Annotated in this window: 36 protein-coding genes and 1 pseudogene; all 37 read right to left on the bottom strand. The window is 38.0% G+C overall.

Annotated elements, in window-relative coordinates:
* Nucleotides 1-10: 10 nt before the first annotated feature.
* Nucleotides 11-1777, bottom strand: coding sequence for a BppU family phage baseplate upper protein (locus IGK77_RS06145; protein ID WP_438713097.1), 1767 nt, complete (start codon nucleotides 1775-1777; stop codon nucleotides 11-13).
* A 10-nt stretch (nucleotides 1778-1787) separates the two neighbouring features.
* Nucleotides 1788-4635: pseudogene (locus IGK77_RS06140) on the bottom strand (phage tail spike protein).
* Nucleotides 4632-5420, bottom strand: a complete 789-nt coding sequence (locus tag IGK77_RS06135) for a distal tail protein Dit (RefSeq protein WP_438713095.1) — start codon at nucleotides 5418-5420, stop codon at nucleotides 4632-4634. Before IGK77_RS06135 ends, IGK77_RS06140 begins: the two are co-directional and overlap by 4 nt.
* Nucleotides 5421-5429: 9 nt before the next feature.
* Nucleotides 5430-8360 carry a tape measure protein gene (locus IGK77_RS06130; protein ID WP_438713094.1) on the bottom strand — a complete coding sequence of 977 codons (2931 nt, stop codon included), beginning with the start codon at nucleotides 8358-8360 and terminating at the stop codon, nucleotides 5430-5432.
* Nucleotides 8361-8376: 16 nt separating this feature from the next.
* Nucleotides 8377-8610, bottom strand: a complete 234-nt coding sequence (locus IGK77_RS06125; RefSeq protein ID WP_438713093.1) for a hypothetical protein — start codon at nucleotides 8608-8610, stop codon at nucleotides 8377-8379.
* Between the two features lie 77 nt (nucleotides 8611-8687).
* Nucleotides 8688-9035: a tail assembly chaperone gene (locus IGK77_RS06120; RefSeq protein ID WP_100495084.1), complete on the bottom strand. Its 348-nt coding sequence runs from the start codon at nucleotides 9033-9035 to the stop codon at nucleotides 8688-8690.
* 42 nt (nucleotides 9036-9077) lie between these two features.
* Nucleotides 9078-9584, bottom strand: a complete 507-nt coding sequence (locus IGK77_RS06115; RefSeq protein WP_438713092.1) for a phage major tail protein, TP901-1 family — start codon at nucleotides 9582-9584, stop codon at nucleotides 9078-9080.
* On the bottom strand, nucleotides 9585-9980 hold the full coding sequence (locus tag IGK77_RS06110; protein WP_438713091.1) for a phage capsid protein: 396 nt from the start codon (nucleotides 9978-9980) through the stop codon (nucleotides 9585-9587). It abuts the gene before it with no gap.
* On the bottom strand, nucleotides 9981-10322 hold the full coding sequence (locus IGK77_RS06105; RefSeq protein ID WP_438713232.1) for an HK97-gp10 family putative phage morphogenesis protein: 342 nt from the start codon (nucleotides 10320-10322) through the stop codon (nucleotides 9981-9983).
* Entirely contained in the window at nucleotides 10315-10644 is a 330-nt protein-coding gene (locus IGK77_RS06100; RefSeq protein ID WP_438713090.1) for a hypothetical protein, read from the bottom strand. The genes IGK77_RS06105 and IGK77_RS06100 overlap by 8 nt, the downstream gene beginning before the upstream one ends.
* On the bottom strand, nucleotides 10641-10979 hold the full coding sequence (locus IGK77_RS06095; RefSeq protein WP_438713089.1) for a phage head-tail connector protein: 339 nt from the start codon (nucleotides 10977-10979) through the stop codon (nucleotides 10641-10643). Before IGK77_RS06095 ends, IGK77_RS06100 begins: the two co-directional genes overlap by 4 nt.
* Nucleotides 10980-11018: 39 nt before the next feature.
* A complete protein-coding gene (locus IGK77_RS06090) occupies nucleotides 11019-11225 on the bottom strand; it encodes a hypothetical protein (protein WP_438713088.1) in 207 nt (68 codons plus the stop codon).
* Nucleotides 11226-11236: 11 nt separating this feature from the next.
* On the bottom strand, nucleotides 11237-12343 hold the full coding sequence (locus IGK77_RS06085) for a major capsid protein (RefSeq protein WP_438713087.1): 1107 nt from the start codon (nucleotides 12341-12343) through the stop codon (nucleotides 11237-11239).
* Between the two features lie 14 nt (nucleotides 12344-12357).
* Nucleotides 12358-12750, bottom strand: a complete 393-nt coding sequence (locus IGK77_RS06080; RefSeq protein ID WP_438713086.1) for a hypothetical protein — start codon at nucleotides 12748-12750, stop codon at nucleotides 12358-12360.
* A 13-nt stretch (nucleotides 12751-12763) separates the two neighbouring features.
* Nucleotides 12764-13417: a DUF4355 domain-containing protein gene (locus IGK77_RS06075; protein ID WP_438713085.1), complete on the bottom strand. Its 654-nt coding sequence runs from the start codon at nucleotides 13415-13417 to the stop codon at nucleotides 12764-12766.
* A gap of 113 nt (nucleotides 13418-13530) precedes the next feature.
* Nucleotides 13531-13701, bottom strand: a complete 171-nt coding sequence (locus IGK77_RS06070; protein ID WP_438713084.1) for a hypothetical protein — start codon at nucleotides 13699-13701, stop codon at nucleotides 13531-13533.
* 406 nt (nucleotides 13702-14107) lie between these two features.
* Nucleotides 14108-14446, bottom strand: a complete 339-nt coding sequence (locus IGK77_RS06065) for a hypothetical protein (RefSeq protein WP_438713083.1) — start codon at nucleotides 14444-14446, stop codon at nucleotides 14108-14110.
* A gap of 3 nt (nucleotides 14447-14449) precedes the next feature.
* A complete protein-coding gene (locus IGK77_RS06060) occupies nucleotides 14450-15406 on the bottom strand; it encodes a minor capsid protein (protein WP_438713081.1) in 957 nt (318 codons plus the stop codon).
* Between the two features lie 11 nt (nucleotides 15407-15417).
* The gene (locus IGK77_RS06055; RefSeq protein WP_438713080.1) at nucleotides 15418-15669 is read right to left on the bottom strand and encodes a hypothetical protein; all 252 of its coding nucleotides are present in this window, start codon (nucleotides 15667-15669) and stop codon (nucleotides 15418-15420) included.
* A complete protein-coding gene (locus IGK77_RS06050; RefSeq protein WP_438713079.1) occupies nucleotides 15641-17257 on the bottom strand; it encodes a phage portal protein in 1617 nt (538 codons plus the stop codon). Before IGK77_RS06050 ends, IGK77_RS06055 begins: the two co-directional genes overlap by 29 nt.
* A 10-nt stretch (nucleotides 17258-17267) precedes the next feature.
* Nucleotides 17268-18680, bottom strand: a complete 1413-nt coding sequence (gene terL / locus IGK77_RS06045; RefSeq protein WP_438713078.1) for a phage terminase large subunit — start codon at nucleotides 18678-18680, stop codon at nucleotides 17268-17270.
* Entirely contained in the window at nucleotides 18673-19074 is a 402-nt protein-coding gene (locus IGK77_RS06040; protein ID WP_086334541.1) for a phBC6A51 family helix-turn-helix protein, read from the bottom strand. Before IGK77_RS06040 ends, terL begins: the two co-directional genes overlap by 8 nt.
* A 67-nt stretch (nucleotides 19075-19141) precedes the next feature.
* On the bottom strand, nucleotides 19142-19453 hold the full coding sequence (locus IGK77_RS06035; RefSeq protein WP_438713077.1) for a hypothetical protein: 312 nt from the start codon (nucleotides 19451-19453) through the stop codon (nucleotides 19142-19144).
* Complete coding sequence (locus IGK77_RS06030; protein ID WP_438713076.1) at nucleotides 19450-19677, bottom strand: hypothetical protein; 228 nt, start codon at nucleotides 19675-19677, stop codon at nucleotides 19450-19452. Before IGK77_RS06030 ends, IGK77_RS06035 begins: the two co-directional genes overlap by 4 nt.
* A gap of 230 nt (nucleotides 19678-19907) precedes the next feature.
* On the bottom strand, nucleotides 19908-20597 hold the full coding sequence (locus tag IGK77_RS06025) for a M23 family metallopeptidase (protein ID WP_438713075.1): 690 nt from the start codon (nucleotides 20595-20597) through the stop codon (nucleotides 19908-19910).
* A gap of 482 nt (nucleotides 20598-21079) precedes the next feature.
* Complete coding sequence (locus tag IGK77_RS06020) at nucleotides 21080-21547, bottom strand: ArpU family phage packaging/lysis transcriptional regulator (protein ID WP_108173819.1); 468 nt, start codon at nucleotides 21545-21547, stop codon at nucleotides 21080-21082.
* Between the two features lie 550 nt (nucleotides 21548-22097).
* Nucleotides 22098-22388, bottom strand: a complete 291-nt coding sequence (locus IGK77_RS06015; protein ID WP_108173731.1) for a hypothetical protein — start codon at nucleotides 22386-22388, stop codon at nucleotides 22098-22100.
* On the bottom strand, nucleotides 22388-22573 hold the full coding sequence (locus IGK77_RS06010) for a hypothetical protein (RefSeq protein ID WP_077152181.1): 186 nt from the start codon (nucleotides 22571-22573) through the stop codon (nucleotides 22388-22390). Before IGK77_RS06010 ends, IGK77_RS06015 begins: the two co-directional genes overlap by 1 nt.
* Nucleotides 22570-22773 carry a hypothetical protein gene (locus tag IGK77_RS06005; RefSeq protein ID WP_108173730.1) on the bottom strand — a complete coding sequence of 68 codons (204 nt, stop codon included), beginning with the start codon at nucleotides 22771-22773 and terminating at the stop codon, nucleotides 22570-22572. The genes IGK77_RS06010 and IGK77_RS06005 overlap by 4 nt, the downstream gene beginning before the upstream one ends.
* Before the next feature lie 2 nt (nucleotides 22774-22775).
* Nucleotides 22776-23156, bottom strand: a complete 381-nt coding sequence (locus IGK77_RS06000) for a hypothetical protein (protein ID WP_438713074.1) — start codon at nucleotides 23154-23156, stop codon at nucleotides 22776-22778.
* A 5-nt stretch (nucleotides 23157-23161) separates the two neighbouring features.
* Entirely contained in the window at nucleotides 23162-23350 is a 189-nt protein-coding gene (locus IGK77_RS05995) for a hypothetical protein (protein WP_238046381.1), read from the bottom strand.
* Nucleotides 23351-23353: 3 nt separating this feature from the next.
* Nucleotides 23354-23566: a hypothetical protein gene (locus IGK77_RS05990; protein WP_301360220.1), complete on the bottom strand. Its 213-nt coding sequence runs from the start codon at nucleotides 23564-23566 to the stop codon at nucleotides 23354-23356.
* A 180-nt stretch (nucleotides 23567-23746) separates the two neighbouring features.
* Nucleotides 23747-23980, bottom strand: coding sequence for a hypothetical protein (locus IGK77_RS05985; RefSeq protein WP_438713073.1), 234 nt, complete (start codon nucleotides 23978-23980; stop codon nucleotides 23747-23749).
* Nucleotides 23967-24359, bottom strand: coding sequence for a hypothetical protein (locus IGK77_RS05980; RefSeq protein ID WP_438713072.1), 393 nt, complete (start codon nucleotides 24357-24359; stop codon nucleotides 23967-23969). Before IGK77_RS05980 ends, IGK77_RS05985 begins: the two co-directional genes overlap by 14 nt.
* Nucleotides 24356-24646 (bottom strand): hypothetical protein, encoded by a 291-nt coding sequence (locus tag IGK77_RS05975; protein ID WP_438713071.1) that lies wholly within the window; start codon nucleotides 24644-24646, stop codon nucleotides 24356-24358. The genes IGK77_RS05980 and IGK77_RS05975 overlap by 4 nt, the downstream gene beginning before the upstream one ends.
* Complete coding sequence (locus IGK77_RS05970; RefSeq protein ID WP_438713070.1) at nucleotides 24636-25331, bottom strand: DUF1642 domain-containing protein; 696 nt, start codon at nucleotides 25329-25331, stop codon at nucleotides 24636-24638. The genes IGK77_RS05975 and IGK77_RS05970 overlap by 11 nt, the downstream gene beginning before the upstream one ends.
* Nucleotides 25324-25539 carry a hypothetical protein gene (locus IGK77_RS05965; RefSeq protein WP_438713069.1) on the bottom strand — a complete coding sequence of 72 codons (216 nt, stop codon included), beginning with the start codon at nucleotides 25537-25539 and terminating at the stop codon, nucleotides 25324-25326. The genes IGK77_RS05970 and IGK77_RS05965 overlap by 8 nt, the downstream gene beginning before the upstream one ends.
* Nucleotides 25540-25806: the final 267 nt, after the last annotated feature.

Genomic DNA, 25806 nt, shown 5'->3' with positions numbered 1-25806 from the left:
TCACCTCCGCCTAATAAGAAAATGTAAAGTCACTGCATCGACCAACGCCACGTGCATTAACTAAACGTTTCGTGACATCAATTTCAACTTTATAAAAACCTGTCTCAGTTGGTGTATTCACTTCTGTTGTCATTGAGCAGTTACCGATCACAACTCTTGTTGTTCCCATTTGTCTCAGACTAAATGCGTGATAATGTCCGCAGAAGTAACCTACAACGACTCCTGGACCTTTTGCGCTCATGTAAAACGTGTACTCACCTGTAATATTTGAATCATCAACTGAATCCCAATTTGTAAAATCGATTGTGACATTCCCACCTTGTTTGAAACCGTCAACTAGCATCTGTAGTTGAGTTTTATTTGCAACTATCGTTTCTTCATTGTGCAGTGGGAAATGACCTGCAAGCACTACATGATACTTACGATCGAGCTTTTCTAGCCAACGACCAAAATCAACTAATTGTTGTTTGTTAAAATTACCTTGTTTTCCAGCCCCAGCTGGACCTTGACCGTAAGCCTCCAACCATTTGCCATTTTCATCGACTTGGGAGCTAAAATCATCTGTATTTAATCGATAAACTGCTACATTCTTTTCAGGAAAAATTATCCCTCCGTAAGCACCTTCAAAGTTCTTAGCTAAATCGGCAGGTGCTAACATATTGAACTGTGTTCGATTGCCATTGTGAGGTACACCACCACGATCGTGATTGCCCCAACAGATCATCACCGGTTTACTTTGTAAAAAAGTAGCTGCTCGAGCGAATCTTTCAACAGTTTTTAGCGTTTTGTATCGGTTGACTACTCCATTACCTGGCACTTCTTGCGTAAAGGTAATACCTGAATCTCGTCCGTCTACATTATCTCCGCCGTACACCATTACGTCACATTCATTTCCTAATTCTTGGAATTGAGTGATTGCTTTCCAACGACGTGTAGAAACGAATTCTGTGCGTCCGTTGTCCCACAAATCGCCTGCCGGTGTCGGTACATGTGAATCAGCGTGAATATCAGTAATGAATGCCATGTTAAACTTGCTATCATCAATTGAATTAATGACAGCTTCCGCATCTCTTGGTTTTACTTCTTCGTAACTGTTGTTTGCTGTATCAAAAAAATTATTTGTCAGTCCATATTGAATCTGACTCGTTTCAACAGCAACATCAAACTCATTAAACTCAAATTCATTTAATCGCTCTGCTAAGGTCGCATGATCTCCTTTCGCATCATTCAGTATATTCAGAATCACACCACCTGGGTCCACACTATCTAATAATTCTTTATTATCTTTTATCCACTGTTCCCAGTCGTTTTGCCCACTGGTCATATACTCTCTAAATTTTCGCAATAAATCTTCGAAGGTCCACACGTAAGCTGAATCTCTAATATCACTTTGTGTAATCCCTGAAATCACACGATAATTAAAATCTTGTGTGCTGAACTGTTCGCTCCAAGTTCCGTCACCGTTTAGTGATCGGAAGCTAAAATGGGCCGTATTTTCACCGCCCCATTGCCAATCTGGTTCGCTTAATGTATAGATCAATCTCCCTTGACTTGGAGAAACTTCTTGCACTCTTTGTTCGACTGGTTGTTTTTCATGAAATTTTGTCGTGTTAATAAAAAATGGAACTAACCCACTAAATGGTTTTAATTCGCCGTTTTCGACTACTTCGACGATAAATTTCTGCGTCATCGTATCACCCTGCCTAATACGAATTAGATTGATTCCATTATTAGGTTCGGTTGTCGATAAGATAATTTTATGTTGTGTTTGTGTCATACCCTACCTCCTAAAAATTTATATAATTACGCGGATTATGGAACCGAGCGTTTGAAGAAGGATAAAATTCATCCATAAATTGAAAGTGAAGATGTTCTCCTGTAGATGGACCAGTTGTTCCCATCAATCCTAATTGTTGCCCTTGCGAAACCTTTTGCCCCACAGAAACGTCTACTCTACTTAAATGAGCGTAACCCGTGTAAATACCATCTGAGTGTCTGATGACTACATAATTACCGTACCAACTAAAATATTCTGCCCCTGCAACAATGACATCTCCCTCACTTGAAGCAAAGATAGGCGTATTCGGATTGTTATTCACTAAGTCAATTCCATTATGGAATTCTTGGGCACCGGTGATAGGGCTTTCCCGCCAACCAAATTCACTAGTCACTCGAACAGGTGCGCTAATTGGCGTAATATATCCAGCTGATTGTGGGATAGATAAATCTTTAAACCGGTTATACCAATTAGTTGACCAGCCGACTCTTTCAGGGTGATCATTTAATGGTCGTTCAAAGTTCTTTTCGAACGCTCTTGTTGCGGTAGCGATATCTGTTAGTCCCATAAATTGTGTCCATGTATAAGGGTAGGCGTTGGTTGCCATCCATTGGCCATTTGGTGCATGCCACATTAACAATTGAAATTGCGCTGTGATAGTATCAGGATTCTCAGTAATTCCGGCTTGAGTCATTAAATTGATCATATACACACGACCACTACTCGCCCCTGTACTATCTGTCCATTGCCATACACCATAACCGAATCCTGGCGCACCATTTCCTTCATCAGCAGTAGGGTTTGCATCAGATTCTCCTTGAGCGTTTCCTAAAAGGGCAGCAGCCGCTTGTTGTGTGAAACCTGCGCCGATTGCCATCGCCCAAATTTGCCAATAGCGTTTATCACGATCTGAAGTAATTTCTGGTGGGTACTGACCATTCCAACTACCGCCATTCCCGCCACCACTACCACCTCCGCCATTACTGTCTATCTTTACACCATTCACATATAATTCTTTCACATCTAATCTACCAGTCACTTGAACTTGATCGATTATCATATCTAGCCTTCTCTGAATCATAAATAGTTGATTCATCCCAACGATGATTCCTGTTCCGTTCCTCGCAGATAATCCAATAAATCGGTTATTTCCTTCAGTTCTTAAAAATATTGAATTCCCTTCAATTTTTTGTCCTTCTGGAAGAATAAGTTCTGGAAAAGGGTTGCCGATAGTGGACATGCCTCCAACTTTTGAGCCTTCATAAAAATATTCCATCCCATTTTTTGTCAACTCCATAATTTTTGCGCCATTGTTGATGGCTTGGATAATGCCATTAGCCATTTTCAATTGATCGCCAGCGCCATTGAACGAAGTTTCAAAGATATCTGCCCTAATCTTTCCAGCTTGAATAAAATTGGCATTAAACACACCCGCAATCGTCCATGCAGTTTTGAATTCATCAGTCCAGAAATCACCTTCGATAAAACCAATTCCATCTGAGTTCATGACTAAAAAATGGTCAGATGTATCAATACTTTTACCATTCATAAAAACCATCTGATACGGCTCTCTGCCGTCAGAAATACCAGTTTCTTGACCATTCATCAAAAGGATCGAACCACCATTTTTTCCTGCGCCACGCATGATGTCATCTTGAAATTTACCGATTTCGGTTGATTCATAGAAGGTCATCTTATTTGATTCCAGATTAGAAATACTGTTCGAAATCTGCGCTGATTGTCTGCGTGCATCTTTGGTTAAATTGTCACCTAACTCGATTGAAGTCTGGCCAGTTAAACGGTTAATTCTCACTTTGAAGATTCTAGTACGATAGTGATAATTACGATTATGTCTATGAATTGTCACTGTATTTCCAATGACGTCACTTCCTGTCACCTCAGCTTTAAACTGTGCTAAAGGTCTGGAAGCATCCACCAATGTCTCATAAGTTTTTTGTAATAGCTCTGTTGGATCTTCAATATCATCGAAAATCACAACTGTTTCTCGTTTCCTCATTGTTCCATTAGGTTGCGGAATACCAAATTTTGCTGTTGCTTCCGGATCTTCAAGCCAATTTTCTCCTAACGGTTTGTCTAAAGGTGCGCCATTTGATTTTTTCCATTCTATGTGCGCCATTTGATTTTTTCCATTCTATGTCCGCAAATTCGATTCTTCGACCATAACCATCGCCGACTTCTTCACCACGTCCTCTGCCAATAATAGAAGTCGCAATTGAGCTTCTGTCAACTTCTTTTACAACAGAGAGTGCTTTACTTCCATAAGTAAACCGCATATTCGAATGCTTCCCTATTTGTTTATGCGCTTCAATCCATTTATCTTTAATTCCGTCTGAGCTTAGAGAACAACGAAAAGAAAACTCCATACCGAATGTTTGTAATTCTTTCAAAGCCTCTCGCACAGAAACGTAATAAAAATTGGTAGTGATTGCTGGTAATGTAGGGGCTACATATTCAACACGCCAATTATTATCGGTAAATTCCATTAACCGATTTAGCAACAAGGACACTGGCTGTCCACTTGGCCTAATATCTCTGATAATATAGCCATCTAGCTCATCAGGCGCAAAGCCAATCCCCGTAAATTCCAACATTTCCTTTGGATCATTTGTTTTAATTATTCGATACAACGAAAATGACGATTCGCTTTCACGAACCGCCATAAAACGAGCATCTTCAATTTCTTTATCGTAAGCCACTGTTACATATAGAACGTCTTTCATTAGCTCACTTTGATCCTTCGTTATTTCCTTTTCTTGAGTGACTTCAATTAGTTTATTTTTGTTTTTTCTTTTAATCATTTTTTGTAGATGATCAAAAAAATAGACTGTTTCGCTCAAATTGTCGCCCCCCTGTAAAAAACACTAAGTTTTCCATTGTTGCAGACAACTTTTTGACCTTGTCGCAAAACAAAATTCTCAAAATCAGATTCTAAATCAATGACAGATGTCCAGTCTTCATCGTTAACCATTAGTTTTTCATCCGCAAAATCAAATACTAATTGATCTCCTGGTTTTATCGCTGCATTAGTCACACTAATTGTTTGTTCCCCATTTGTAATTCTTATAGCATTACTCTTTTCTAAAGTAACCTTTATCTTGGTTGGCGTTATTGGAAATCGCATCGTATTTCCAATATAACCATCCGTTACAACTTCTCGTGTGTACTTTAACGGATCTGCGCAATAGATGGTAAAAGTAGATATAATGGAATTAGAATCACCTGCAACTTTATCTGCCGTTGCGTAACGACCATAGTAGTAATAATCACTTTCATCTCGAAATCTGATTTTTACATCCTCTGTTCGATACAAAAAATTCAATAAATCTTTGAATTTGAATTGAAGCTTTTCTGGGTTGTTATCTTCTAACTTATACGTAACAGAGATTGTCCTTGACGGTAATGATTGATTCGTTATAATTGAGCCGATTTGGATTCCTTGTTGCTCAATTTCTAGAGACAACATCTCTCTCCCTTCAACCTTCAGTGTTTGATACCCTTCCACAAGATCTTCTAAGTACATTCCGTCATACATCATTGCAGAGGTAGGAAGGAAGCGGTTAGGATTTTCTCGGTTAATCGTTGTATCATTAAATCCATACATCTTATTCTCCCATTTCTCCATATTTCCCTCCTAAAATTCTAAATTAATTTCTGCACCTTCGCCCATCGCTTGCGCGATATCATCGATAAGCAGACGGAATGATTGTTTCCCAACATTAACATTAAATATCGCCGGTTTAGTTGAACCACCCATATTCACATTATGTTCGACCTGAGTAGAAATACTGCTATTGGCTTTTTGTAAGTTGGAAGCTAAGTCAATCTCCGGTGAATTATCAAAAGTGTCCGTAATGATACTAGCCATACTTTCAACGGTACTTTGAACTTCATCAAATCCCGATGTGAGACCTTTGTTTAAGCCCTCCATAATCGCATTACCCGCCGGAATCAAAAGTTTTCTATCATACTGTATCGGTCCTTTGTTTTCTCGAATCCAATCACCAATTCCGCCAACAAAATCTTGAACTGCTTTCCAAGTATTCTGTAACCCTTCTAGAAAGCTATCCATGATTGCTTTCCCAGCTTCCCACAGATTAATTTCTTTAAGCGTGTCAAACAATCCAGTAACTTTTCCAACGGTATCGTTAACGGCATTTACAAGTCTATCCCATATTTCTTGCGCACCATTGACCATACGATTAAATATGTTAATGGTCCCTTGTTTTAGATTTTCCCAACCTTGCACAACACCATCTTTTGTCTGCGTCACTAAGTTACTTATCCACTCTTTAAAGGAACTCCAGATGTCTTTTGCTCCTTGGACTGTATTATTGAATAAATCAATCGTACCTTGTTTTAATCCTGTCCAACTATCAATAGTCGTCTGAACGATTGCATCAATCGTTTCAAAGAACCATATTTTTAGATTTGTCCAGATCTCAATTGCACTATTTTTAGTGTCTTCCCATGTTTGAACAATCGATTGCTTAAGCCCTGTCCACATTTGTACGGCATTGTCTTTTATGGTTATCCATAAATTAGCGAAGAATGACTTTACTTGATTCCAGATATTATTTGCTTGATTAGAAACCTCAGTCCAGATGTTAATCACCGATTGTTTGAATCCATCCCACAATAGTAATGCACTATTTATGATGGTCCCGATATATACGGTGAATATATTTTTTATCGACAACCAAATATTTTGTACCGATTCGACCAGTGTTCCCCATATCATGTCTAAGTCATCTTTCATTTGCTGAAAGTCACCAGTAATTAAATTGATAATGAAAAGCAATGGTGCAGCAATCAATGCTTTGATAATTTCAAAAGCATTTAAGATAATATTTTTCACTTCGGCAAAAATTGATTTTACTGCATCGATGATATTAGAAAATACCTTAGAAAAGTTTGAGACAAAAGGCCCTATATATTTCAATATAAAATCAAGTGAGCTTTTAATTTGATCAGCTATTGCTTTCCAAATACTTGATGCTGTATTTTTTAAGTTATCCCATTGTTTATTGATGCTGGAAATCATCCCATCAACTATATTTAAGGTGCTTTGTTTTATGTTTTCCCATGCTTCAGACGCCGATTGAGTTATATCTGACCATAAATTGGTGAAAAAGGAAGTTAGCTCACTCCATTTTTCTCGGACAAAATTTGCGGCGTTTTCCGGTGCTTTTTGTATAGTTGCCCATGCTTTTTCTGAAACATCCTTAATCCCATTCCATAGATCACTAAACCATTCAGTCGTCCCGTTCCATGCTTGTTTGAACCATTCTGAAATGCCATTCCAAATATTTTGGATTGCTTTTACAGAAAAACTAACTATTTCCTTTATACTTTCCCATAAACCAATCCAAAAATTACGGAAATCGTCACTCGTATTCCACAGGTAAATAAACGCTCCTACTAATGCAATTACAGCTGATATAGTTATTGCAATCCAGTTAGCTTTCATTACTGCATTTAGAATTTTTTGTGCTATGGTAGCTCCTTCAGTCGCCTTTGTCCACTTTTTGTATGCATCCGCAACCGTATTAATTTTGTTTTGAATGGACACGACAGTTGAGAATATTGTGAAGTATCCAATTAGTGCCAAAATAGTTGGTATAAAAGGATCTAGCGTGTTCCATAGATTGGTTAAAACATCAATCGCTGGTGGTATGCTATCTGTAATAGCTTTGAAAGCTACATTTACCGCATCTTTTATTTTGTCAAAGTTCTCCGCAATCGATCCTAGACCAGCATTTTGTAATCCGTCATCAATTGCCCTTATAACATTTGTTAAACCTTTTACAACCGCTGTCTTGATATTGTCAAAAGAATTTTGAATACCCTCAGAGTTTTTCTTAGCCAAGTCGGCTCCTTCAGTCATATGACCAAATAATTCCACCAAATTACTATTAAACTCATCGAAGGTGATTTCGCCAGCTTTCAAAGCATCATATAACTCATTAACAGAGGTTACACCTCTATCTTCAAAAGATTTGGCTACCTTGTCCATAGCTACCGGCATAGTATCCTGAACCGAACGCCATGACTGCATATCTACTTCTCCTCGTGCAAGCATCTGTCGATATTGTTCAATCCCACGAGCTGCATCAGCAGATGAAGAACCACTCGCTAGCATCGCATTATTTAATGCAATTGCAGTATCTGTTCCTTTATCTAAGCTTCCGGTTGAAATTGCTAATTGTTGAGTGCTTGATACAATTTCATCTAATGAGGTAGGCAGACCGTCAATCCCATCAGTAAGCTTGTTCATAGATTTGTCAACTTCATCGGTAGAATAGCCTAATGCTCTCATAACGACTGGGTACTGATTTAAGGTATCAAATCGCTTAATGGCTCCATCTGTAGAATTTTTAACCATTCCTATTGCCGAATCGACCAATTTAAAAACCCCGACACCTTTTGCGATGTCGAGGATGGAAGTATTCGTTTTCTTAGTATTGTCGTTAAGGCCAACCATCGAGTTGTCTGCGTCCTTCATTGTAGATGTAAAATTTCTATCGACAGCGGATAAAATTGCTTCGAGGCTGTATGATTCCATAGTTTTCCTCCTTTCCTCAGGAGTTTACAAATCTAGGTGTTTTTTCATCCTTGCCCAAGATTTTGTTTTCAAGTTTTTCTTTGTTAAAGAATTTTTCAAAGGTATCAAATAAAGGAACCTCGTATTTACCCCTTTTTTTAGTAGCTTTGACTTGCCTATTCGCCCATGCTTGGTAATGTATAAGCTCTTGTTCATCTAACCTCTTAAGACGATAGGCAATAAGCCTTGTTTCATATTCCGTCATTGTCATTCGTTCGATATCTAGAAAGTCAGAAATCCCAAGATAACGTAGACAATTTATTTGGACAGTTGTGTAAAAATCTTCTTCTATTTGCTGTTTTTGATTTTGTTTTCGATCTTTAGTGTTTTTTTCTTTGTAAATTCCGACTTTTTTAATTCTTCCAATACCAAATCAAAGAGTTTATCCGAGCCAATTTCATCAACCAAGGCAATCAAATCTTTTTCAGCAACTCGTGGTGACTCTGTTGCGTTTGCTACTTTTAACATTTCAATCAATGTTTCAATTTCTTCGTTAAAGAAATTAACGAGTGTTGAATCCAAACCCAGTTTCATTGTCATTCCTTGTTCTACAACGGAATATCTGCGGTTCATTTCACGGATAAACCCAAATCCAAAAATAAAGCTATACTCTTTGTCGTTAATCATTAATTCCATTTATTCATCCTCCTAAAAATAAAAGCACTCAATTAAGAGTGCCTAGCCTTCTGGTGTTTGTTTGGTTGTGTCTGTAAATGCATACTGAACTTCATTTTGTTGTTCGGTCGTTAGTGTTGCATAACCATCTTGATGGATCATTTGCACAGCGTATTCCAATGAAACTTCTACATTATCTTCAGCAGAAGCCGTTTCTTCATAGCTTGAGATGTAGACTTGCATATACTTAGCTGCAAATTTCCCTGTGTCTCCTTCTTGTGGTTCGAGTTTGTCGATGATCCACGCTTCTACTAATTTGTTATTCATAAACGCATCGTAAAGCATTTTGAGTGTTTTGCTACCACGTTCATACAAAGCAGTAGAACTGAAATCATATTCAATTGCCCCTACAGTCTGTGCAGTGCCATCTTTAGTTTCAGTAGCATCTGTACTGCGTGACATACCAAATGTATGCTCGGTTTGATAAGTGACAGTTTTGGCAGCTTCTTCAGCTTGTTTTTCAAAATCCCGATAGACCAAAATGACGTCAATACCTTTTTTTAATGCCATTTAAATTCCTCCTATTAACCTAAAATTCAATTCAATAATCGCTCGTTTGAGCGGTGTGTTTGTGCTTGTATCTGTTACTGTCTGTATGTCGCTTGCGTTGGTGTCTAACGTCCAAGAATAAACGTCAGATGTATTTACTTGCATCGCTTGTTCAAACAAAGCAGAAGCCACCTCAGACACCTGTTTTCGCTTTGTGTGCAAACCCCATACAGAAATGACAATCACGACATTTCCCAAGACATGAGATTTGGTAGTAGAGTGAAGCGTTTGAGTATCTTCGAATTCAACAAAAGGATAGCTTGCAGAGCTTGCTGGCTTGTAATCATAGGTCGGGTAACCCAACGCAAGTGAGCGTTTGAACATTTCATCAAAGATCGATTGTTCCCTTGTCTTCATCTACTCCACCAACTTATTCATATCTGATTTAAACTTCGCCTTCTGTTTATTGAAAGCTGGTCGCATGAATGGTTGAGCCGACTGAAACCTTGTGCCGTATTCCAGATAAGGTGCATAATCAGCGGTTGGCTTCACCTTTCCTGTTAAACCACCATCACTCAAATCCATGTTGATCGATCGTCTCAAGTTACCGGTATCAACTGGCGCTTTACGCTGCGCTCCTTGTGTCAATTCCGCTGTGTTCTGCTTAACAACCTGCTTTACATCTTTTAAATTCGTATTAGCCTTTAGTTTTTTAGTTAGCTCGCTAACACCTTTAAGAGATACATTCTTCCTAACCACCAAAAGCCACCTCCTGAACAATAAAAGTATTTTTCAAGCGAAGGTTACGCTCAGTGATAATCTCGAATTTCTCCGTTTTTCTTCTTAGCTTGTTGAAGATTAAAACGTAATCCCATTCTTTTGTATAAGGTCTAAGCAAGCGAATGACTTTAGCTCCTTGTCTGATATCTCCAAACAAAGTCTTTGATCGATCAGTTCCTAAATCAGTAACATTAGCAAGTTTCACTGTTTTTGCTAATGTCGGTTCGAGATGTTCGCCCAATTCAGGATCATAATAGCCACCTTTTTCGATAACAAAAGTTACTTCTGTGTCATATCTCATAAGAACCTAGCCACCCCTCTACGAGGAATGCTATTCTCTCTTTGCTTCTCTTTGTATGCTGATATATCATCTTCAAACTCATCTAAAAGCTTTCCGTAAGAGATTGACTCACCTTCTTGCCCATATGAGCTCATACCTTCATTACCTTTGCGGTTAAATCGCTTGATCGTACATTCAACTACGATATAGTTTAAAGTTGCAGGAACACTCTCTAAGAAGCCCAAACGCACACATAACTGACTTGAAATTCGCTTGATAAAGTCAGCAAGTTGCTCATCCAATTCTTCGTTATCAACTTCGAGCGACCGTTTCACTTCTTCTAAGGTTTCGTTCATGACTGCCTCCTTTCAACAATAAAAAGGCTAGTCAAGTGACTAACCTTTCTTATTAGATGATTTCGTTGATTTCTTTTCTTGTTTATCCTCAGTTTCAATCGGTACCAAGAATCCACCGCCAGAAGCTTCAAGATTCTTCTCGATTTCCTCAAATCGCTCTTTCGTCAAATCAACTTCTTGGTCCAATCTGTAAGTTTCTTTCGTGTGAACGTCTTTGAAAACTTTAACTACTTTATACTTGGCCATACAAAATCACCTCACCCTTCTGGAATTGTTTCAAGAATGTACACAGCATTTGCTTGCTCAAAAGAAGGAAGAGAGATCATAGAAACTTTTGTCTCAACATTTACTGGATCAGCTTTCTTCATAGTCGTAACAGCTACACCAGTATCGACAACTGATACATTTGCTACATTCGGACTAGACATCAAGTCGGACTCTTCTGGAGTAGTACCAAACCATGTTTTGCCCAATGTTTGAGCTGGCAATAAAACAAACGTATTATCTGGGATAAATTTATTCGTGCCATTTGAATCAGTGTACACTTTATCGTAAATAACGATCTCTAAGTTAAACTCTTCTGAAATGTAATCCAACAAAGCTTGCTTCGATAATTTAGCCGCTTGAGCATTGGCGTTGTTCCCTAAAATAGTCGCTTTGATTGCTGCATTTTGACGTAAATAGCGGAAAGTCTTGCTGTTTAAAATGGCACGAGCCGGATTCACACCTTCTTCTTTTAATACAGAAATAGCTTTTTCAATATCTTCTACTGGATCAGCATTCGCCACATCACTCCATGCAACATCAGCATTTCCCTTGTGGTTTTCAGGTAAGTCATATTTGATTACATGATCTTGTCCATTTTCTTGGATTGTGATTGCTCCAGTGGTCAATAGTTGCATACGCATAATCTCACGACGTACTGCAGCACCACGCAACAAGTCTGTAATATCATCAAATACACGATTTACAACTACATCACGATACGCTGGGTTATTTGTCTGGTTGATCATATTCAACTCTTGGCGCAACTCTTCATCAATGTAGTAAGATTCTTTGAAGAAAATCATTTTTTGAATCAATTCTTCAAATCCGGCACGTCCACGTGGAATAACATCAGCATCTAATCCAGAAGGACGCAACGCTACTGGAGAGCCAGTCTTACCTTTCAACCAAGACAACTTCATGCCTAGTTGTTTATCAGCAGGGAACAACTCTTCACCAAGGTATGGTTGTTGCTCATTTACTCGTTCTGCCCAATAAGTGGCAATGTTTGGCGCCTGAACTAGATCAAAGATGTTAAGCGCTGCAAAGTACTGTAAATTCATTTTCATCAATGTTTCTTTGTGGATTTTCACTTTCATTCTTCGGTTCCCCCTTATTTGTTGCGTTTAACAAAGTAAACTTTGCCATCCAACGCTGCTTTTGCTTCATCAACAATTGTTAAAGTATCTTCTAAACGGAATTCATTGACCGTACCGAAGTATAGTAATGTACCGTTGGCAGTTGTAGCGTCTACATCGAATACGACGTCATGCAATAGCACGCCTTTAGTGCCTTCAGCTGCTTCTGCGGTGTTGGTTACCGTCACAACTGCTTGTTCGTTAGCGAATGGGTCGCCACCGCCTACTGGCGTACCAGCTGGGATATACTTTTTACCCTGTCCGTTTGTTGCTGTTACACCTGTTGCTCCAACTACTACTGATAAGCTCTTGTAGTTGCTTACATCAGCTAAAATTTGATTTTTTGAACCAAAAATTCGTTTTTCCATTTGTTAGTTCCTCCTAATTTTTAAAATAAGTTTGCTTTGGCGTTTCCACTGTCGCTTTTTTCGCCAATTGCTTGCCGTATTCACCTTGTACCGATCCGCCGGTTCCGCCATCTAAAGGTACTCGACCACCTAGTTTGCGCTCGTATTCCGCTTTGATTGCTTCACGTTCTGCTTCAACAGATGCTAAATACGTCTTCACGTTGCTTGACGTAGTTTCAGCGTCTTCCGACACAATCAGTCGAAGCATTTCTTTCGTAGGCTTAGCGCCTTTCTCAGACAGCATCTCACTTGCTTGTTCAGACATCTTGGATAGCACTTCTTTACGTTCGTACTCAGCCAACTTTGCTTCAAGTTGTTGCTTCTCGTAATCTGCTTTTTCCTTGTCGTCCATTTCGGCAAGTTTTGCAGCTTCGTCTTTTTCAGCACGCCATTTTTCTTCAGCAGCAGTGACTGCCTTCTTTGTTTCAGCAGCGATCATTTTTGCTACATCGTCACGAGAAAATGTTTTGCCAGTTTCTTCTTTTTTTCCATCTTGATTATCATTGTCGGTATTTTCTTTGTGCTGACCTTGTCCAGAATCAGCAGCACCTTGATCGCCACCGTCATTGCCATCTTCTCCAGCAAAGTATTGTAGGTTCATAGGCATTAATAAACGTTTTTTCTTCATGATTTAGTCCTCCACGGTTACGCCGCTACCCGATAATTTAACTAGTTACGCCAGTCAGCCGGAACAGCTCAATTTATATTGCCCCGAGCAGTAGAGGGCATAATAAAAAGATGTTATTGTTCCCCTACACCGTCTGAAGGTAAAAATTTCACGCTGATATCAAACGATTTGATATCGTCTTCCCATTCGCTATCAGTTTCAAGGGATACTCTTAGCACTTTTTCGTTTTGTAGAATATGATTTAAGCTTGCGACGGCTCTAACAATTGCTTCTTCGTTTTCCATATTCACATCTCCTCTCGGTCATAATAAAAAGCCTTTAGTTAACAAACTAAGGCTTTAATTAATCTAAAATTATATATTTTTTCCTGATATTCAAAAAATTAGGCGGTTATCTCTGGTGTACATGGGCGAGAACGCTAGGAATCGAACCTAGGTGCCGCCTGTCACCTACCAAAGCCCCCGATAATAAAAAAACTTTGACTAGAAGACTAAGGCTTAGATTGAACTACTTTCACATACTTACTCTGGTTTTCTTTAAAATCTGAACTGAACCATTCTAACGTCCTTGTTGCTAGATTCATGTTAAAAAGACTTTGAAATTTAAATTTAAAAAGATACCGATGAAAAGGGATCTTAAATTTTATTTTTAAACAATAAGTTTTTTTATCCATTTCGTTACTCCTTCCGTCTAATGACTTCGGTATTTTCTACTTGGTTTGTAAGGTTTCTTAGGTTCTTTCGCTTCGAACATATATGGGTTAGGATTGACTATGTTATCTAATCCATCAACTTTACAAATTAGCTTGATTGTCACCTCTGATAAGTTATCTACATTAGACTTGATATCTACATCTGTTAAATAATCAATTCTTTTATCGTCAATGTAAAGCCCATTATTTAATTTGACCAAATGCATTTTATACTCCCCTTCCCTTTGATTCATCGCTTTTTTCTTTGTCTTCTCTGGTGTAGGTTCTCCACAAAAAATACAGGTCTTGCCGTCTTCGCTCCAATGTATATAACACATGTGCTATAACCCTCTTTCCTTCAACGACTTCTCAAAAACAGCACGATCAACGATTGGATAAGTCGAACAACGATCGAAAGGATGAACAGGCATCATGTTTACGCCGATTTCCATTTCGCTTACTAAATACGGACCTCCCGCAGCAATGCTTTTACATAGCCGACAAGCGTTTGGCTCTGTTACCCATCCATATTTCTCGATATCCGCATCGAGATAACTTTCCTTCTGCACACCACTTTGAACTCTTGTTGTTTCGGTTACCATCAAACGTTGCGTATTGAACTTAGTATTCTCTCGTCCTTCTTCTGTAAGGAACTTGCTTAATTCTGGCGCTAACTGCTTTGGATTACGCCCCATCGTCACACTTCGAACAAGCAGCTTATCCAAATCTGCTTTTAATTCTGCTTGATACATCCATAGCCGTTCACTAAACGTTGCAAATCCATCCGCTCGAAATGAACTGTTTATCACTTGCTCCACTAATTTGGCATAACCACTTTTAGCAATCGTCATTTCTAGGATGCCTGCTTGGCGTTGCAATTCTTTCATCCCAGCGCTGGTAAGCTCCCCTGAAAAATACTTATCCATGTCGTTAAACGTGGCTATCAGCTCAAGTCCAATATTCGCCTTTAGCAATTCCAATCGATTGACACGCATCGTAAGGTTGTATAGCTTCAATTCCTTGTTTGCTGTATGTGAGAAGTCTTTCTCTTTAACATACTTCTTAGCCTTTCGAGCAAATGCTTTTACATCCATTTCGTTAGCTCGCTTCATCGCTTCGCTACGAGTGATTTTCTGTCCATTGGAAAAACTGTCCCACTGTGCCTCTATCTCTTTCTGTATCGCATCCTGAGCGTATTGTAGGCGTTTCTTAATCTCATTCATACGTTTCTTATCATCTTTAATCTGCTGTTCTTGCCAAGCTTTTTCACGCTTAATGAAGTAATCTTGTGATTTCACTTAATCACTCCTTACCAAGCAAATCTAACTAGCTTTAAACCCGCTTTTTCTGAGTGTACATCGGAATAGTCTTCAACAGTAAAACCACCCTCTTGAAATTCTTTTCGAATCTCATCACTGATTTGATCTGCTCTATAATGCATCTCAGTTTTTCCAATTTTCATCGTTGCAGCGATAGCCTCTTTAAGTGTTTCAGTATCTTCTTTAAGCTTTTCAATATCTTCTTTTTGGTACTCATTCATCATCTGTTCTTTGAGATTCATCTTCTTCAACCTCCGCATCAGTTTCTTTATCACTATCAAACACACCAGAACCAGCTTGTTCCTTCAATCGTTTCAGTTCTTCTTCAAACGGAACACCAGTCAATCGTTCAGCCATTTCGCACAACGTTTGATCTGATACGATGCCAACCATTCCTGCAATAACTTTCATGATTTCTTCATCTGATTGCGGAACATTCGGTGTAAATTGAATTTGGATTTCGTTCACTTTGTTGTATAGTTGCTCTTGTTGCTGTTCATCAGAAACAAAAAAGGCTTTGACTGTATCAATCAAGCCTTGAGGTTTATTCAATTCATCTTTGATGCTCCATGAGTGAGTGAGCAATCGTAGACGGCGCATAATAGCTTTCTTGACCATACGCTCTTTATTCTTGCGATCGTTGTCTGACCCCCAACCCTTGAAACGGAATCCGATGCCTGACTGGTTGGACCCTATGTTCTCATCTGTAAAGTCAATAAGAGATGTGAAGCGAAGGATATCTGCAACCGTACGACTATCGTTAGCTTCCATTCCGGCAACGTCATACTCTTTCTTTAGATAATACGCATCAGGTTCAGCGCCTGCTACATTACCGTCATATATCTTCTTATCGCCTAAAACAAGCATTCTCGCTCGCATCATAGCTTGGAGTACATCTAACTTGCTGTTCTCACCTTGTTCATCATCTGCAGTATCAGGGTTTCCTTTAATCACCAAGTAAGCTTCTGATGAATCTTGTTGGAAGTTGGCCATCTCTGAACGTGAAAGATCATAGGCATCAATAGAATCTAGTACACGCTCAAAGTCGCTCAAACGTTCTTCGTTGTTGATCCATTCATTAACTTGAACCGAATCGAAGTAACTTTCAATACTTTCACCATCTTCAATTTTGACATGTTCTAAGTCATCATTTTCTGCGATGAGATAATAATTGAATCCGCTGTTTGTATATAGTTCAACTCGTGTCCACGACTCATCTAGGTACTTTTCTTTATAGTAATGAACTCCGCATAATGAGTTGCGATCTTTGGTGTTGTCATAGATGACGAATGTTTGTTCTGCGTCAAACTTAGCTAGTGTTTCCTTACCGTACTCATCACGCCCAATCCATTCATACGCTCTACCTAATCCAATCATATCTCGACCCACCAACTGATTGTGGTAGTCTTCATTCGATTGACTAGCAAATGTGTTGATTTTTTCTGCAATCGCCTGGTTCCCACTATATTTCAATGGGTTCCCTAGCAATACGCCTAACTTAAATGAGACGATAAAATCTGCAAAGCCACTTGCTATACGATTGTCCGATCTGCCTTCTGGTTTGTTCGGACGATAATTGATGTTGTTGTCTCCTAACATATAGCGTTTCAGTTCCTGCAACCTTGGCACTTGTTTGGCTCGATGGTGTTTGATGAACTCAACGATCATCTTCCAAACGTCTTCATTTTCAAAGTCAATTACCTGTTCGACTTCGCCAGTACGCTGATTCAGCATCTCTCTTTTCGGTAATTGGTTAACCGGCACTTTATAAATAAGGTTCGCTTCATCATCAAATCGCTTGCCACTTAAAAGCTGAATATTCTGTCCCACTGTATCACCTCTACAATCCTAGTTTTTTAAATGTGTCGATTGTCTTCATGACATCTATTTTTTCTGTTGTGTTCGTGTTCATTGTTTCGGCGATGCCTGTTGTAGCATCTGGAGCATCATCATGTTTGTTCTTTCCTTCTTTCTGATAAGTAGTCATCGCCTTATAGTAATCAGGAAATCTTGTTCTCCAGTCACTAGGCATTCGTACATATTGTTCAATCCAGTGGCTATTGGAATAGATTCTCGCTTCTTTATTGGTGCTTTGAAAGAAGTCGGAAATAGCAGTTGCACATTTTCCTTTTACTTTCTCTCTTACAGAACGAGCAAAAGACCGACCGCCGTTGTTGCGCTCGATACGTGATGTATTCACTTTGAAGTTAATCAACTGATTTGCAACTGCACTCTCTGTGTATTCCATTGGCTGTTGAGTATAGATGACGTCTAAAACGTCCTGATAGCCATCTAGCGTTTCTCCCCAAACGATCGAACAAAGGTAGTCCTTGCCAGTATCCGCAGTATCGCAATAATGCCAAATCTTCTTATAGGCGGATCTATTGCTATAAGTCTTGAACTCACCGTACAATCTCCCTTTAATATCGATAGGCTCTTGTTGGTAGTTGGCGCTAGCGATGTCCGCACCCATCGTTTTAACTTTACGCAGGTAATCCTCATAAGAAAGAACATCTTCGCAAAGCATCCGATCGTTTTTTTCATCATACGCTTGAAAGTTAATATGCTTAACCTTATACCCGCTAAGTGGCAATTCCTTTAACGCTCTACCTGCCAAATCATTGCTATGCCATCTAGTCATGTTAATAATGATTTTACCTTTGCTCTCAAGACGGGATAGCATAGTGTTTACAAACCATTCCCAGTGCTTATCCAAAACCGCAGCATTGTTAGCTTCATCCGCATTCTTGATAACGTCATCAATGATGATGATATCTGCACCAAAACCAGTAGCCGTACCTGTGGGCGATGTAGCCAAATAGTTATTGTATCCATCTTCCAAACTCCAAAGATTCATAGCTCCATCACCATATTTGATTCTCGCATCAAAAATATCGGAGTAAACTATCATATCTTTATCGGCTTTTACTTCTTGAATTGTATTTCTCACATTCTTGGAAAACACTGTTGATAGTGTTTCGTTATATGAGCCGGTCATGATTTTCTTGCTATGATCATTCCCTAATACCCATTCAACAAACCGTCCAAGTGTTAAGGACTTACCGTGTCTAGGCGGCATATTAAGCACAAGCACATCGTGTTCATCGTCATTAAGGAATGACTGAAACTCTCCGCATATAGAAACAAGATAATCTCTGTCTAGCTTATAAAACGATGGCATAATCAAGTGGCAATAATCAAAGAAATATCGTTTTGCTAACTCAAGTTTGGCGCCTAAAGCGATTTTATCCATCACGACTCGCCAACTTCCGCAATTCTTCTTCGGAAAGATTAGCAAATGGATTGCTGACTTTCATATCACCAGTAATCTTAGTTTCTTGTTTCTCAGCATAGATACCAGCTATTGTAAGAATCATTTTTCTGTCTTGGTGACCTTTTTCAGTAAGCGCGAAGTTATATGCCGCATTCAAGACATTAGCAGCCTTCCCCTTAATAAGATCCATTGTCGTCTTATTTACCAAATCAACAAATTCTTGTTTCTTCATCGCATCATAATACTTATTTCTACTTACACCAGCGAGATTACATAACTCTTGAACAGACTTGCCAACATTTTCAGCATTTAATAAGACTTCTAATAGTTTTTTCTCAGCTGGAGTAGGTTTGTATTTGTCATTTTTTGTCATGCAATCTCACCTTCTTTCTAAAAGCCTTTTTCTTAATGACTATTTCCAAATTCATGTGGTTTGAAAATTAGTAATTAGTCTGAATAACTTCGAATCCATCTCGCTCATAGCTTTTGACAGCCTCTTTTAAATTCGGCAGAGTCCTTGATACTAAAGTGAGGATCAATTCCGCTTTACCTTCTTCTTTGCTTTCTGTGATATCTACATTCGCATAACAGCCACCCCAAACTGGTTTCACGTTAGTGGTAGTTTTTCCATTTATAGTAATTGGATTTTCTACCCACTTACGCCCATTCTCAATTTCCAATGCTTTCTTATAAGCTTTTGATAGCTCTTTGCTTACATTAGTTTTTAAAACCGCTTCATAAAAATTCTTCATGATAAATACCTCCATATATTTTGTTGGATATAATCATCTTTCCAATAACCATGACCACAATAAACAAGTTTGCACTTATCAATTTCTTTCGGTGTAGCTTCTCTAGTCATTTCAACGATGGAGTACTTCTTTTTGATTTGAACTGACTGGACGACTCTAACCGGATCATCTACACTCGGATATGGATAGACATTTGACAGTGACACATACCAAAAATTTCTCATTTGACCTTTCTCCTTTTGCGAAAGGGAATAACTTCATTACTTTCCTTTCGTTTATATGTATCAGTTTTTAATGGTCTTCTATGCTCCCAGACTATCCTGTCGCTACCACCATAAACAGTGATTACTTCATACTTCTGTTCTAAGTATTGTGGTCTATACATTATCGTTCCCCCTTTCAGTGCAAAATAAAAAGACCACTCAGAAAGTGGTCTCTAAAATTTGGATTATAATTATAGATTTGCCTTTTCAGCCATCAGACCGATCAAATCTACAGTCGATTGATTATTAGGTAATTTCCAACTATATGTTTTACATGGCTTACCAGTTTGATCAAGAACAATATTTTGAAAATCATTGTACATTTCCTGAGTAGTCAAATGGAAAACTTTATTCCCCCATACACCATAAACTTCTGGTCTACCTTCTAACTTATATGCGAACATTTTCATCATTCCTTTATCATTATTTTTCGAACCTTCATCTGTTGAATCACCAGACGTTAAAATTGGAATTGGATTTAACCATGTTCCATCATCGATATCCCAGCTTGAAAGAGCAGTTTGCCAGTTCTTTTTCGTAATACCTAAATGTAGGTGAGTACTAGTCAATGTTCCTAAAGGCTGTCCTGCAGTTACTTTATCACCAACTTTTACAAAATAAGTACTACCAAACTCTTGGTACATTACTTGGTAATCGGCGATTTGTAATACGATTGCATATCCTATCCCTGAACCATAATATCCCGCATAAATAACTGTCCCGTCATTTACTGCTTTAAAATTACCGGAGTACTTTGCCGAACCGAAGTCATAACCATCGTGGAAATATCCTCGTCCACGGGGATAAGAAGTTTGACCAAATTGCTGTCCTTCTTCATACGGTTTTAATACGCCATCAAACGGAAGACGCCAAATCCCCATTCTTTTCAACCCCCTTATTTTTAATTAAAAGGTATACGTCTATACCGAACATATGTTCTATTTATTCTATCATGAATAATCATTTTTTCAAATAAAAGATAACTACAAAATTAAAAAATATTATTAATTAATTTTTCTAATATAAAAGATAAAATGACAATCATATAGAAAATGAAATGTTTTCGAATTGCTTGTAACTGTTGTCTGTTTACTAACGATTTAATTTAAATAGACAACAACATATGAACTAACTGTAGGAGCTGAACCCCACATCCTTTAGTTTATTTGCTGCTGTCTATCGAAGCTTAAATACAACGATGAGGGAGATTTCCTCCCTTCAAATAGTTTTTTGTCGATGTCCTGTTTCCTAATCTTTCGACACTATCATAATAAATCATTTTCTAGGTAGTTGATTGGTATAAAAAAGGTATAAAAAGGAAAGCATTTGGGTAGTAAATGGGTAGTAAAAGTGTAAAAACTGGCTACTTAAAAGCAACCAGTTCTAAGGAAGAAGCAAATTGAATGATGATTTTGTTCGATTCTACTTTTACAGATTCCTCGCTCGTATTATTTCTTTGAGCAGTTACATAAATCGACATACCGTAGATATAACGATCATAGAATATCTTTTTCCGTCTTTCCGTTACATCAGGTTTATGCGGATGCTGAATCGCGGAATAACCACGAATGAACAGTTTATGCAAATACTCAAATTCTTCTTGCGCTTCCTCTTTTTCAATCACCATTCGTTCTGCTTCAAATGTATTATTTGCTGTAGAAGGTGGAACCAAGGAGTAAGATGCTGTTACTTTAGGCTCCCGAGGTTGACCTATCCTACATCTAGCTGACAGATATGCTGAAAGAAAAACACCAACATTATGTTTTGTGCGATCCATATCCACATCTTTTGCCTCTGGTGTCTCATACTTCTTTACATCGAAAAGTACCATCCATTGATTCCTCCATTTATGATATAATAATTGTGTCAGAATTATTAATTAAAGTCGGAGGAATCCGGCTTTTTTTGCTTACAAATCTTTTCAAAGTTTTATTTGAAATATTTTCCTGTTTTATCCTTATAATTTCATTCTTCTAAAAAAGGAAAATGCTATTATCTTTATCGTGGGGGAACAGGAGTGAGTTGTTTGATAAATTTGAGTATGTTTTTGTTTTTGATTCCTTTTTTTATTTTTATTGTTGTTTTCCTATTCTTCCATAATTGGAAAAAATATGACACCATAGTTCTTCTATCTTCTTTACCTTCGATTTTCTTTATCTTAAAAATTGTATATCATTCATTATCAGATCCTATTTACTTGTTCAATTTCTATTTAATAGGTTTAATAATCACATCTATCTTCTACATAATTGTTCTTTTAATCATTTACAGAAGAAAGTAATTAGCCAACCGAAAGGGTTGGTTTTTTTGTTATCCACAGTATCCACAGCTTTATCCACGATATATTGTAGGAACATATTTTCGCATACTATATATTGTATTTATCGTAGAACTTCCATATCCACTAATCGAGTAACCGCAATATTCGCTTTGCTCTTCGCTAGTTCTTTGTCACAGTCCATCGTATTCTCAATACGAATAACTGCTGAATGATTGTACACACGTTCTACATACCCTCTAATTGGATAAATGAACTCTTCCGCTTTGCAACGAACCATATCGCCGACTTTAATTTCGGATTCCACTTGCTTAATAGGATTTTTAGTTGGTAGATCCATCATCAAGCCACCAATTCCATAAGTATCAGTGTAAAATCCGTCTTTTAGTTTCATTACGTCTCCTCCGCATCCATCGCAATAACTATCTCGCTTTCAATTCCAACTCCATCACCATCGGGATTTAATTTGAATTTCGATGGAGTCATTAAACACTTTTTACCATTTGAAATTACCCAAAAATACAACATTGCTTCTCCTGGCATGTCTTCTAATAAGTCTAAAGCTTCATTTACTTTCATTTGATTTCCTCCTGCTCTAACGCATAGCCAGCAATATTATTAGTGTAGAATACTGCCTTCCGACGGACTTGGGTGCTAACACCAAAATATTCAAAAGAAATTTGTTCTTTTTGCCATTCATCTCGAAAATTGGTTACTTTCTCAAATTTCATTGTTGATCCGTCTTTATTCCATATAATTAAACTTTTATATTTTTCCATTCCTACTCCTCCTGTTCCGAATACTGTTTTAAATACTCACTTACCAATTCCATTTTTTGTTGATTGTTTAAACTTTGGTAAGCTGCTTCCAAACAACTTAATGGTAAATCAAGGAAATACTTACTTGGTGTGCCATTCAAAAACAAATCTGATATCGACTCTAGCGGATCATTCGTTTCACATTCGTTTTCTTGCATCCAGATGATTAAGCTTTGCTGATTATCGTTGAGTTGCGGTTGATTAATTTCTTGATACGTATCAATGGTCTCAAGCAAAAAGTCATATTGCCTTGCTAAACTCCCTACAACTGCTGGTGTTCCTCCGAGTTCTACACCATAGCAAAGATGCTGTTGTTCCTCAACGTAATCTCTGAAGTCATTCATTTCACTCACATCCATTCCTCGCTTTCTTCTTCGATTGCAGAACACACTACTAAAAATCCATATGGATTATCTAATTCTGAATCGCCGTCTTCGACAATTGTTGCGGATACTATTGTTCCATCAGAATCAATTACTGCTACATCCATATTGTCTGGATATTCTTTTAGGAATACTTTAAGTTCTCCGACTTTCATGATTCAGGCCTCCAATCTAACCGCCAAAGTCCTTGCTCTTGGCGATTCTGCTCTATTTAGTTTTTTGATATCTTCATTTGCTAGTTTTTCTGACCAGTATTCTTTAGCAAATTTCCTGCTAGCGCAAAATACAGGGTTTCGACCATTCCATTCACGAAAATAGACTTTCTTAAATGATTGATCGGTTAAATCAAGAAAATGGAATGCAATTCTCATGTACTTCCTCGCTTTCTGCTATTTCGTCGAATCATTCCCTGTCACGACTATCTAGATAACAATTGATTAAACATATTAGTATTCCATCAGCCATGAAACGATTTTTACCACTTTTGTCATAGCAACGTATGCTCGGGAATAAGAATGATACTAGAAATATGATAGTCACAATATGATTCATCACTCTTCCTCCTCCAACTTCAACCCAACATATTCAGCTTTTTCAAACCACTTATCAAAATCTGGATGAACTCCTGTAATTTGATTAGGGTTCTTTTTCACTGCTGTTTTCGTTTGATAGAGCAACATTCCCCTAGGATCTATTGCCAATAAAAATCTATGAGTGTTTCCTTTTCTATACCATCCTCGCTTATACTTCTGCTGTAATCCTTTTAAAAATTCAATTGATTCCATTGGGATTCTCCCCCTGTTCCAATCCCCATTGAGCGAATACAGTTAGGACTTCGAATTTTTGTTTTTCTTTCAGTTTGTCCCATGCTTCTGCATGAGGTAACAAGCTAACGCCTATTTCTAATCTTTCATAGATATCTTCTGTGAAACTCCACAACGTATATTGAAGATCATCTCTTTTGAATTCATTTTTTAGAAAATCAAACACGATTTTTTGATTTTCATTGAGTTCTATTTCTTCGGACAACTGAATATTTGCCAATGCATAATTGAAGCCGTCTAAAAAACTATGATTTACTGTTCTAAATGGGTCATCGTTTTCATTACACTCTTTTTCAAGTCTATCTGCTTCTGCTTCTAGCCATTTCAACGCCTTGCTCATCCTTCTACCACCTCATACATTTTTTCAAATACATCTGGTTTATATATATGGAAGTTCCCAAACTCATCTTTTACAATGTAATCTCTATTAGTAAGTTGTTTTATCCCATCATCTGTGGAAACCCAAGGTGTTCTTTCGCTTCTATTTTTTTCACGCCAAGTTTCATCAATAAAATTACGTTCGCCACTAAAACCACCGATGAAACCATGACACTCTTTCCAATTTTTCGAATAACTAGAGTTGAACTGCACTGCTTCTACAATTGCTGGTCTCTTTCTACATTCCATGATTCTCTGACACCTCTTCCACTGGCACAGCAAACGCCCAGTACCTTTCATCAATTGCTTTGATCTCTGATTCCGTAAATTTCATATCATCAAAATCATTGTTGTCTGCAATTGTTATATTTCCGCAATCACCTTTCATTAGATACGTCTCTAAATCACAATGATTAAGATACGCAACTGGCAACTTCACATAATACAACGGCTCTTTCTCTATCTCGTAGCCGTCTTTCATACGAATAATGATGCTTAAACACTTGGAGGAATGGCCATATAACCAGCCTTGGAAATCTGTAAACTTCTTATCAGGCTCGCTGAATAAATACACAATTTCATAAAATAAGTTATTTTCTAACGCCTCTCCTTTACGTTCCTCAAACCATTCCGCCACGAACTGCGGCACCACTGGCTTCTGCGATTTGCTAGCTTTGCCAAACACAGCATTATCTAGAGTATTTCTCAAACACTGAGGCGAATCCGGATAAGCCTCTGCGATCTTATTCCAAGCTTGTTCATCTGTAATCGGCGGTCCATCTAGTTCTTCGACAATTGATATAGCACCTGCCGCTCCTATGGAAATCCAATACCCCATATTTCTGACATCTATTGTCTGTTTCGGATCAGTTGCTAGATCGAAAAGTTCTGTCCTTAACTTTTCGATCTTTTGCAATACTTCTTGTTTACTCATCTTGCTCCCTCATTTCGCATAAATCTTCGTAAAATTCTTGTGCTTCATCTAAATTAGCGAATATTCGATATAGCTGATTTGCGTAGTATGGCTTTTCAAGTTTAGTAATACAAATGCTCACTTGATAGGCTTCGCCATCTGCGACAGATAACAACATTGCCTCAGTCTCGCGACCGAGACTTTTCTTCTGTAGTATTTTTAAATTCATCGCTGTTCCTCCTTCATAAAAACCAACCAGTGTGTTTTTGTTCACTTGCTTGAATATATCTGAGTTTCAATCTTATTATTCGTCTCTAAATCTCTAACGTGTTAGCGTTAATTTGTGGGGGATTTAGGGGGTGGCTCATTTGTTTATAACTGCAAAGGTTATCTTTTGGGTGATAGTTATTCTTTTCGTCCTAGTTATTTGTAGATTTGCAAAATGTAATGCTCAATGTTACACAATGTTTCTTTTTGCAAGTCCGATTTTTTATTT

This window comes from Enterococcus sp. DIV0806c, assembly GCF_051710905.1.
GTDB classification, from domain to species: Bacteria; Bacillota; Bacilli; order Lactobacillales; family Enterococcaceae; genus Enterococcus_B; species Enterococcus_B mundtii.
The sequence above is the reverse complement of the archived record's forward strand: the minus strand, read 5'-3'. Positions and strand labels throughout refer to the sequence as shown.

Bases quoted from the DNA above. Each gene is read 5' to 3' on its own strand.
- IGK77_RS06095 (WP_438713089.1), bottom strand. From the start codon at position 10,979: ATGAACGAAACCTTAGAAGAAGTGAAACGGTCGCTCGAAGTTGATAAC.
- IGK77_RS06125 (WP_438713093.1), bottom strand. From the start codon at position 8,610: ATGACAATGACGGAATATGAAACAAGGCTTATTGCCTATCGTCTTAAG.
- IGK77_RS05965 (WP_438713069.1), bottom strand. From the start codon at position 25,539: ATGAATTTAAAAATACTACAGAAGAAAAGTCTCGGTCGCGAGACTGAG.
- IGK77_RS06055 (WP_438713080.1), bottom strand. From the start codon at position 15,669: ATGAATCTCAAAGAACAGATGATGAATGAGTACCAAAAAGAAGATATT.
- IGK77_RS05985 (WP_438713073.1), bottom strand. From the start codon at position 23,980: ATGGAATCAATTGAATTTTTAAAAGGATTACAGCAGAAGTATAAGCGA.
- IGK77_RS06015 (WP_108173731.1), bottom strand. From the start codon at position 22,388: ATGAAACTAAAAGACGGATTTTACACTGATACTTATGGAATTGGTGGC.
- terL (WP_438713078.1), bottom strand. From the start codon at position 18,680: ATGGATAAAATCGCTTTAGGCGCCAAACTTGAGTTAGCAAAACGATAT.
- IGK77_RS06090 (WP_438713088.1), bottom strand. From the start codon at position 11,225: ATGGCCAAGTATAAAGTAGTTAAAGTTTTCAAAGACGTTCACACGAAA.
- IGK77_RS05975 (WP_438713071.1), bottom strand. From the start codon at position 24,646: ATGGAATGTAGAAAGAGACCAGCAATTGTAGAAGCAGTGCAGTTCAAC.
- IGK77_RS06025 (WP_438713075.1), bottom strand. From the start codon at position 20,597: ATGGGGATTTGGCGTCTTCCGTTTGATGGCGTATTAAAACCGTATGAA.
- IGK77_RS06115 (WP_438713092.1), bottom strand. From the start codon at position 9,584: ATGGCATTAAAAAAAGGTATTGACGTCATTTTGGTCTATCGGGATTTT.
- IGK77_RS06120 (WP_100495084.1), bottom strand. From the start codon at position 9,035: ATGGAATTAATGATTAACGACAAAGAGTATAGCTTTATTTTTGGATTT.
- IGK77_RS06080 (WP_438713086.1), bottom strand. From the start codon at position 12,750: ATGGAAAAACGAATTTTTGGTTCAAAAAATCAAATTTTAGCTGATGTA.
- IGK77_RS06000 (WP_438713074.1), bottom strand. From the start codon at position 23,156: ATGAATGACTTCAGAGATTACGTTGAGGAACAACAGCATCTTTGCTAT.
- IGK77_RS06075 (WP_438713085.1), bottom strand. From the start codon at position 13,417: ATGAAGAAAAAACGTTTATTAATGCCTATGAACCTACAATACTTTGCT.
- IGK77_RS06030 (WP_438713076.1), bottom strand. From the start codon at position 19,677: ATGAGAAATTTTTGGTATGTGTCACTGTCAAATGTCTATCCATATCCG.
- IGK77_RS06040 (WP_086334541.1), bottom strand. From the start codon at position 19,074: ATGACAAAAAATGACAAATACAAACCTACTCCAGCTGAGAAAAAACTA.
- IGK77_RS06035 (WP_438713077.1), bottom strand. From the start codon at position 19,453: ATGAAGAATTTTTATGAAGCGGTTTTAAAAACTAATGTAAGCAAAGAG.
- IGK77_RS05995 (WP_238046381.1), bottom strand. From the start codon at position 23,350: ATGAAAGTCGGAGAACTTAAAGTATTCCTAAAAGAATATCCAGACAAT.
- IGK77_RS06085 (WP_438713087.1), bottom strand. From the start codon at position 12,343: ATGAAAGTGAAAATCCACAAAGAAACATTGATGAAAATGAATTTACAG.
- IGK77_RS06135 (WP_438713095.1), bottom strand. From the start codon at position 5,420: ATGGAGAAATGGGAGAATAAGATGTATGGATTTAATGATACAACGATT.
- IGK77_RS05990 (WP_301360220.1), bottom strand. From the start codon at position 23,566: ATGAGAATTGCATTCCATTTTCTTGATTTAACCGATCAATCATTTAAG.
- IGK77_RS06145 (WP_438713097.1), bottom strand. From the start codon at position 1,777: ATGACACAAACACAACATAAAATTATCTTATCGACAACCGAACCTAAT.
- IGK77_RS06130 (WP_438713094.1), bottom strand. From the start codon at position 8,360: ATGGAATCATACAGCCTCGAAGCAATTTTATCCGCTGTCGATAGAAAT.
- IGK77_RS06010 (WP_077152181.1), bottom strand. From the start codon at position 22,573: ATGAAAGTAAATGAAGCTTTAGACTTATTAGAAGACATGCCAGGAGAA.
- IGK77_RS06020 (WP_108173819.1), bottom strand. From the start codon at position 21,547: ATGGTACTTTTCGATGTAAAGAAGTATGAGACACCAGAGGCAAAAGAT.
- IGK77_RS06005 (WP_108173730.1), bottom strand. From the start codon at position 22,773: ATGGAAAAATATAAAAGTTTAATTATATGGAATAAAGACGGATCAACA.
- IGK77_RS06070 (WP_438713084.1), bottom strand. From the start codon at position 13,701: ATGGAAAACGAAGAAGCAATTGTTAGAGCCGTCGCAAGCTTAAATCAT.
- IGK77_RS06065 (WP_438713083.1), bottom strand. From the start codon at position 14,446: ATGTGTTATATACATTGGAGCGAAGACGGCAAGACCTGTATTTTTTGT.
- IGK77_RS06110 (WP_438713091.1), bottom strand. From the start codon at position 9,980: ATGAAGACAAGGGAACAATCGATCTTTGATGAAATGTTCAAACGCTCA.
- IGK77_RS05970 (WP_438713070.1), bottom strand. From the start codon at position 25,331: ATGAGTAAACAAGAAGTATTGCAAAAGATCGAAAAGTTAAGGACAGAA.
- IGK77_RS06100 (WP_438713090.1), bottom strand. From the start codon at position 10,644: ATGAGATATGACACAGAAGTAACTTTTGTTATCGAAAAAGGTGGCTAT.
- IGK77_RS05980 (WP_438713072.1), bottom strand. From the start codon at position 24,359: ATGAGCAAGGCGTTGAAATGGCTAGAAGCAGAAGCAGATAGACTTGAA.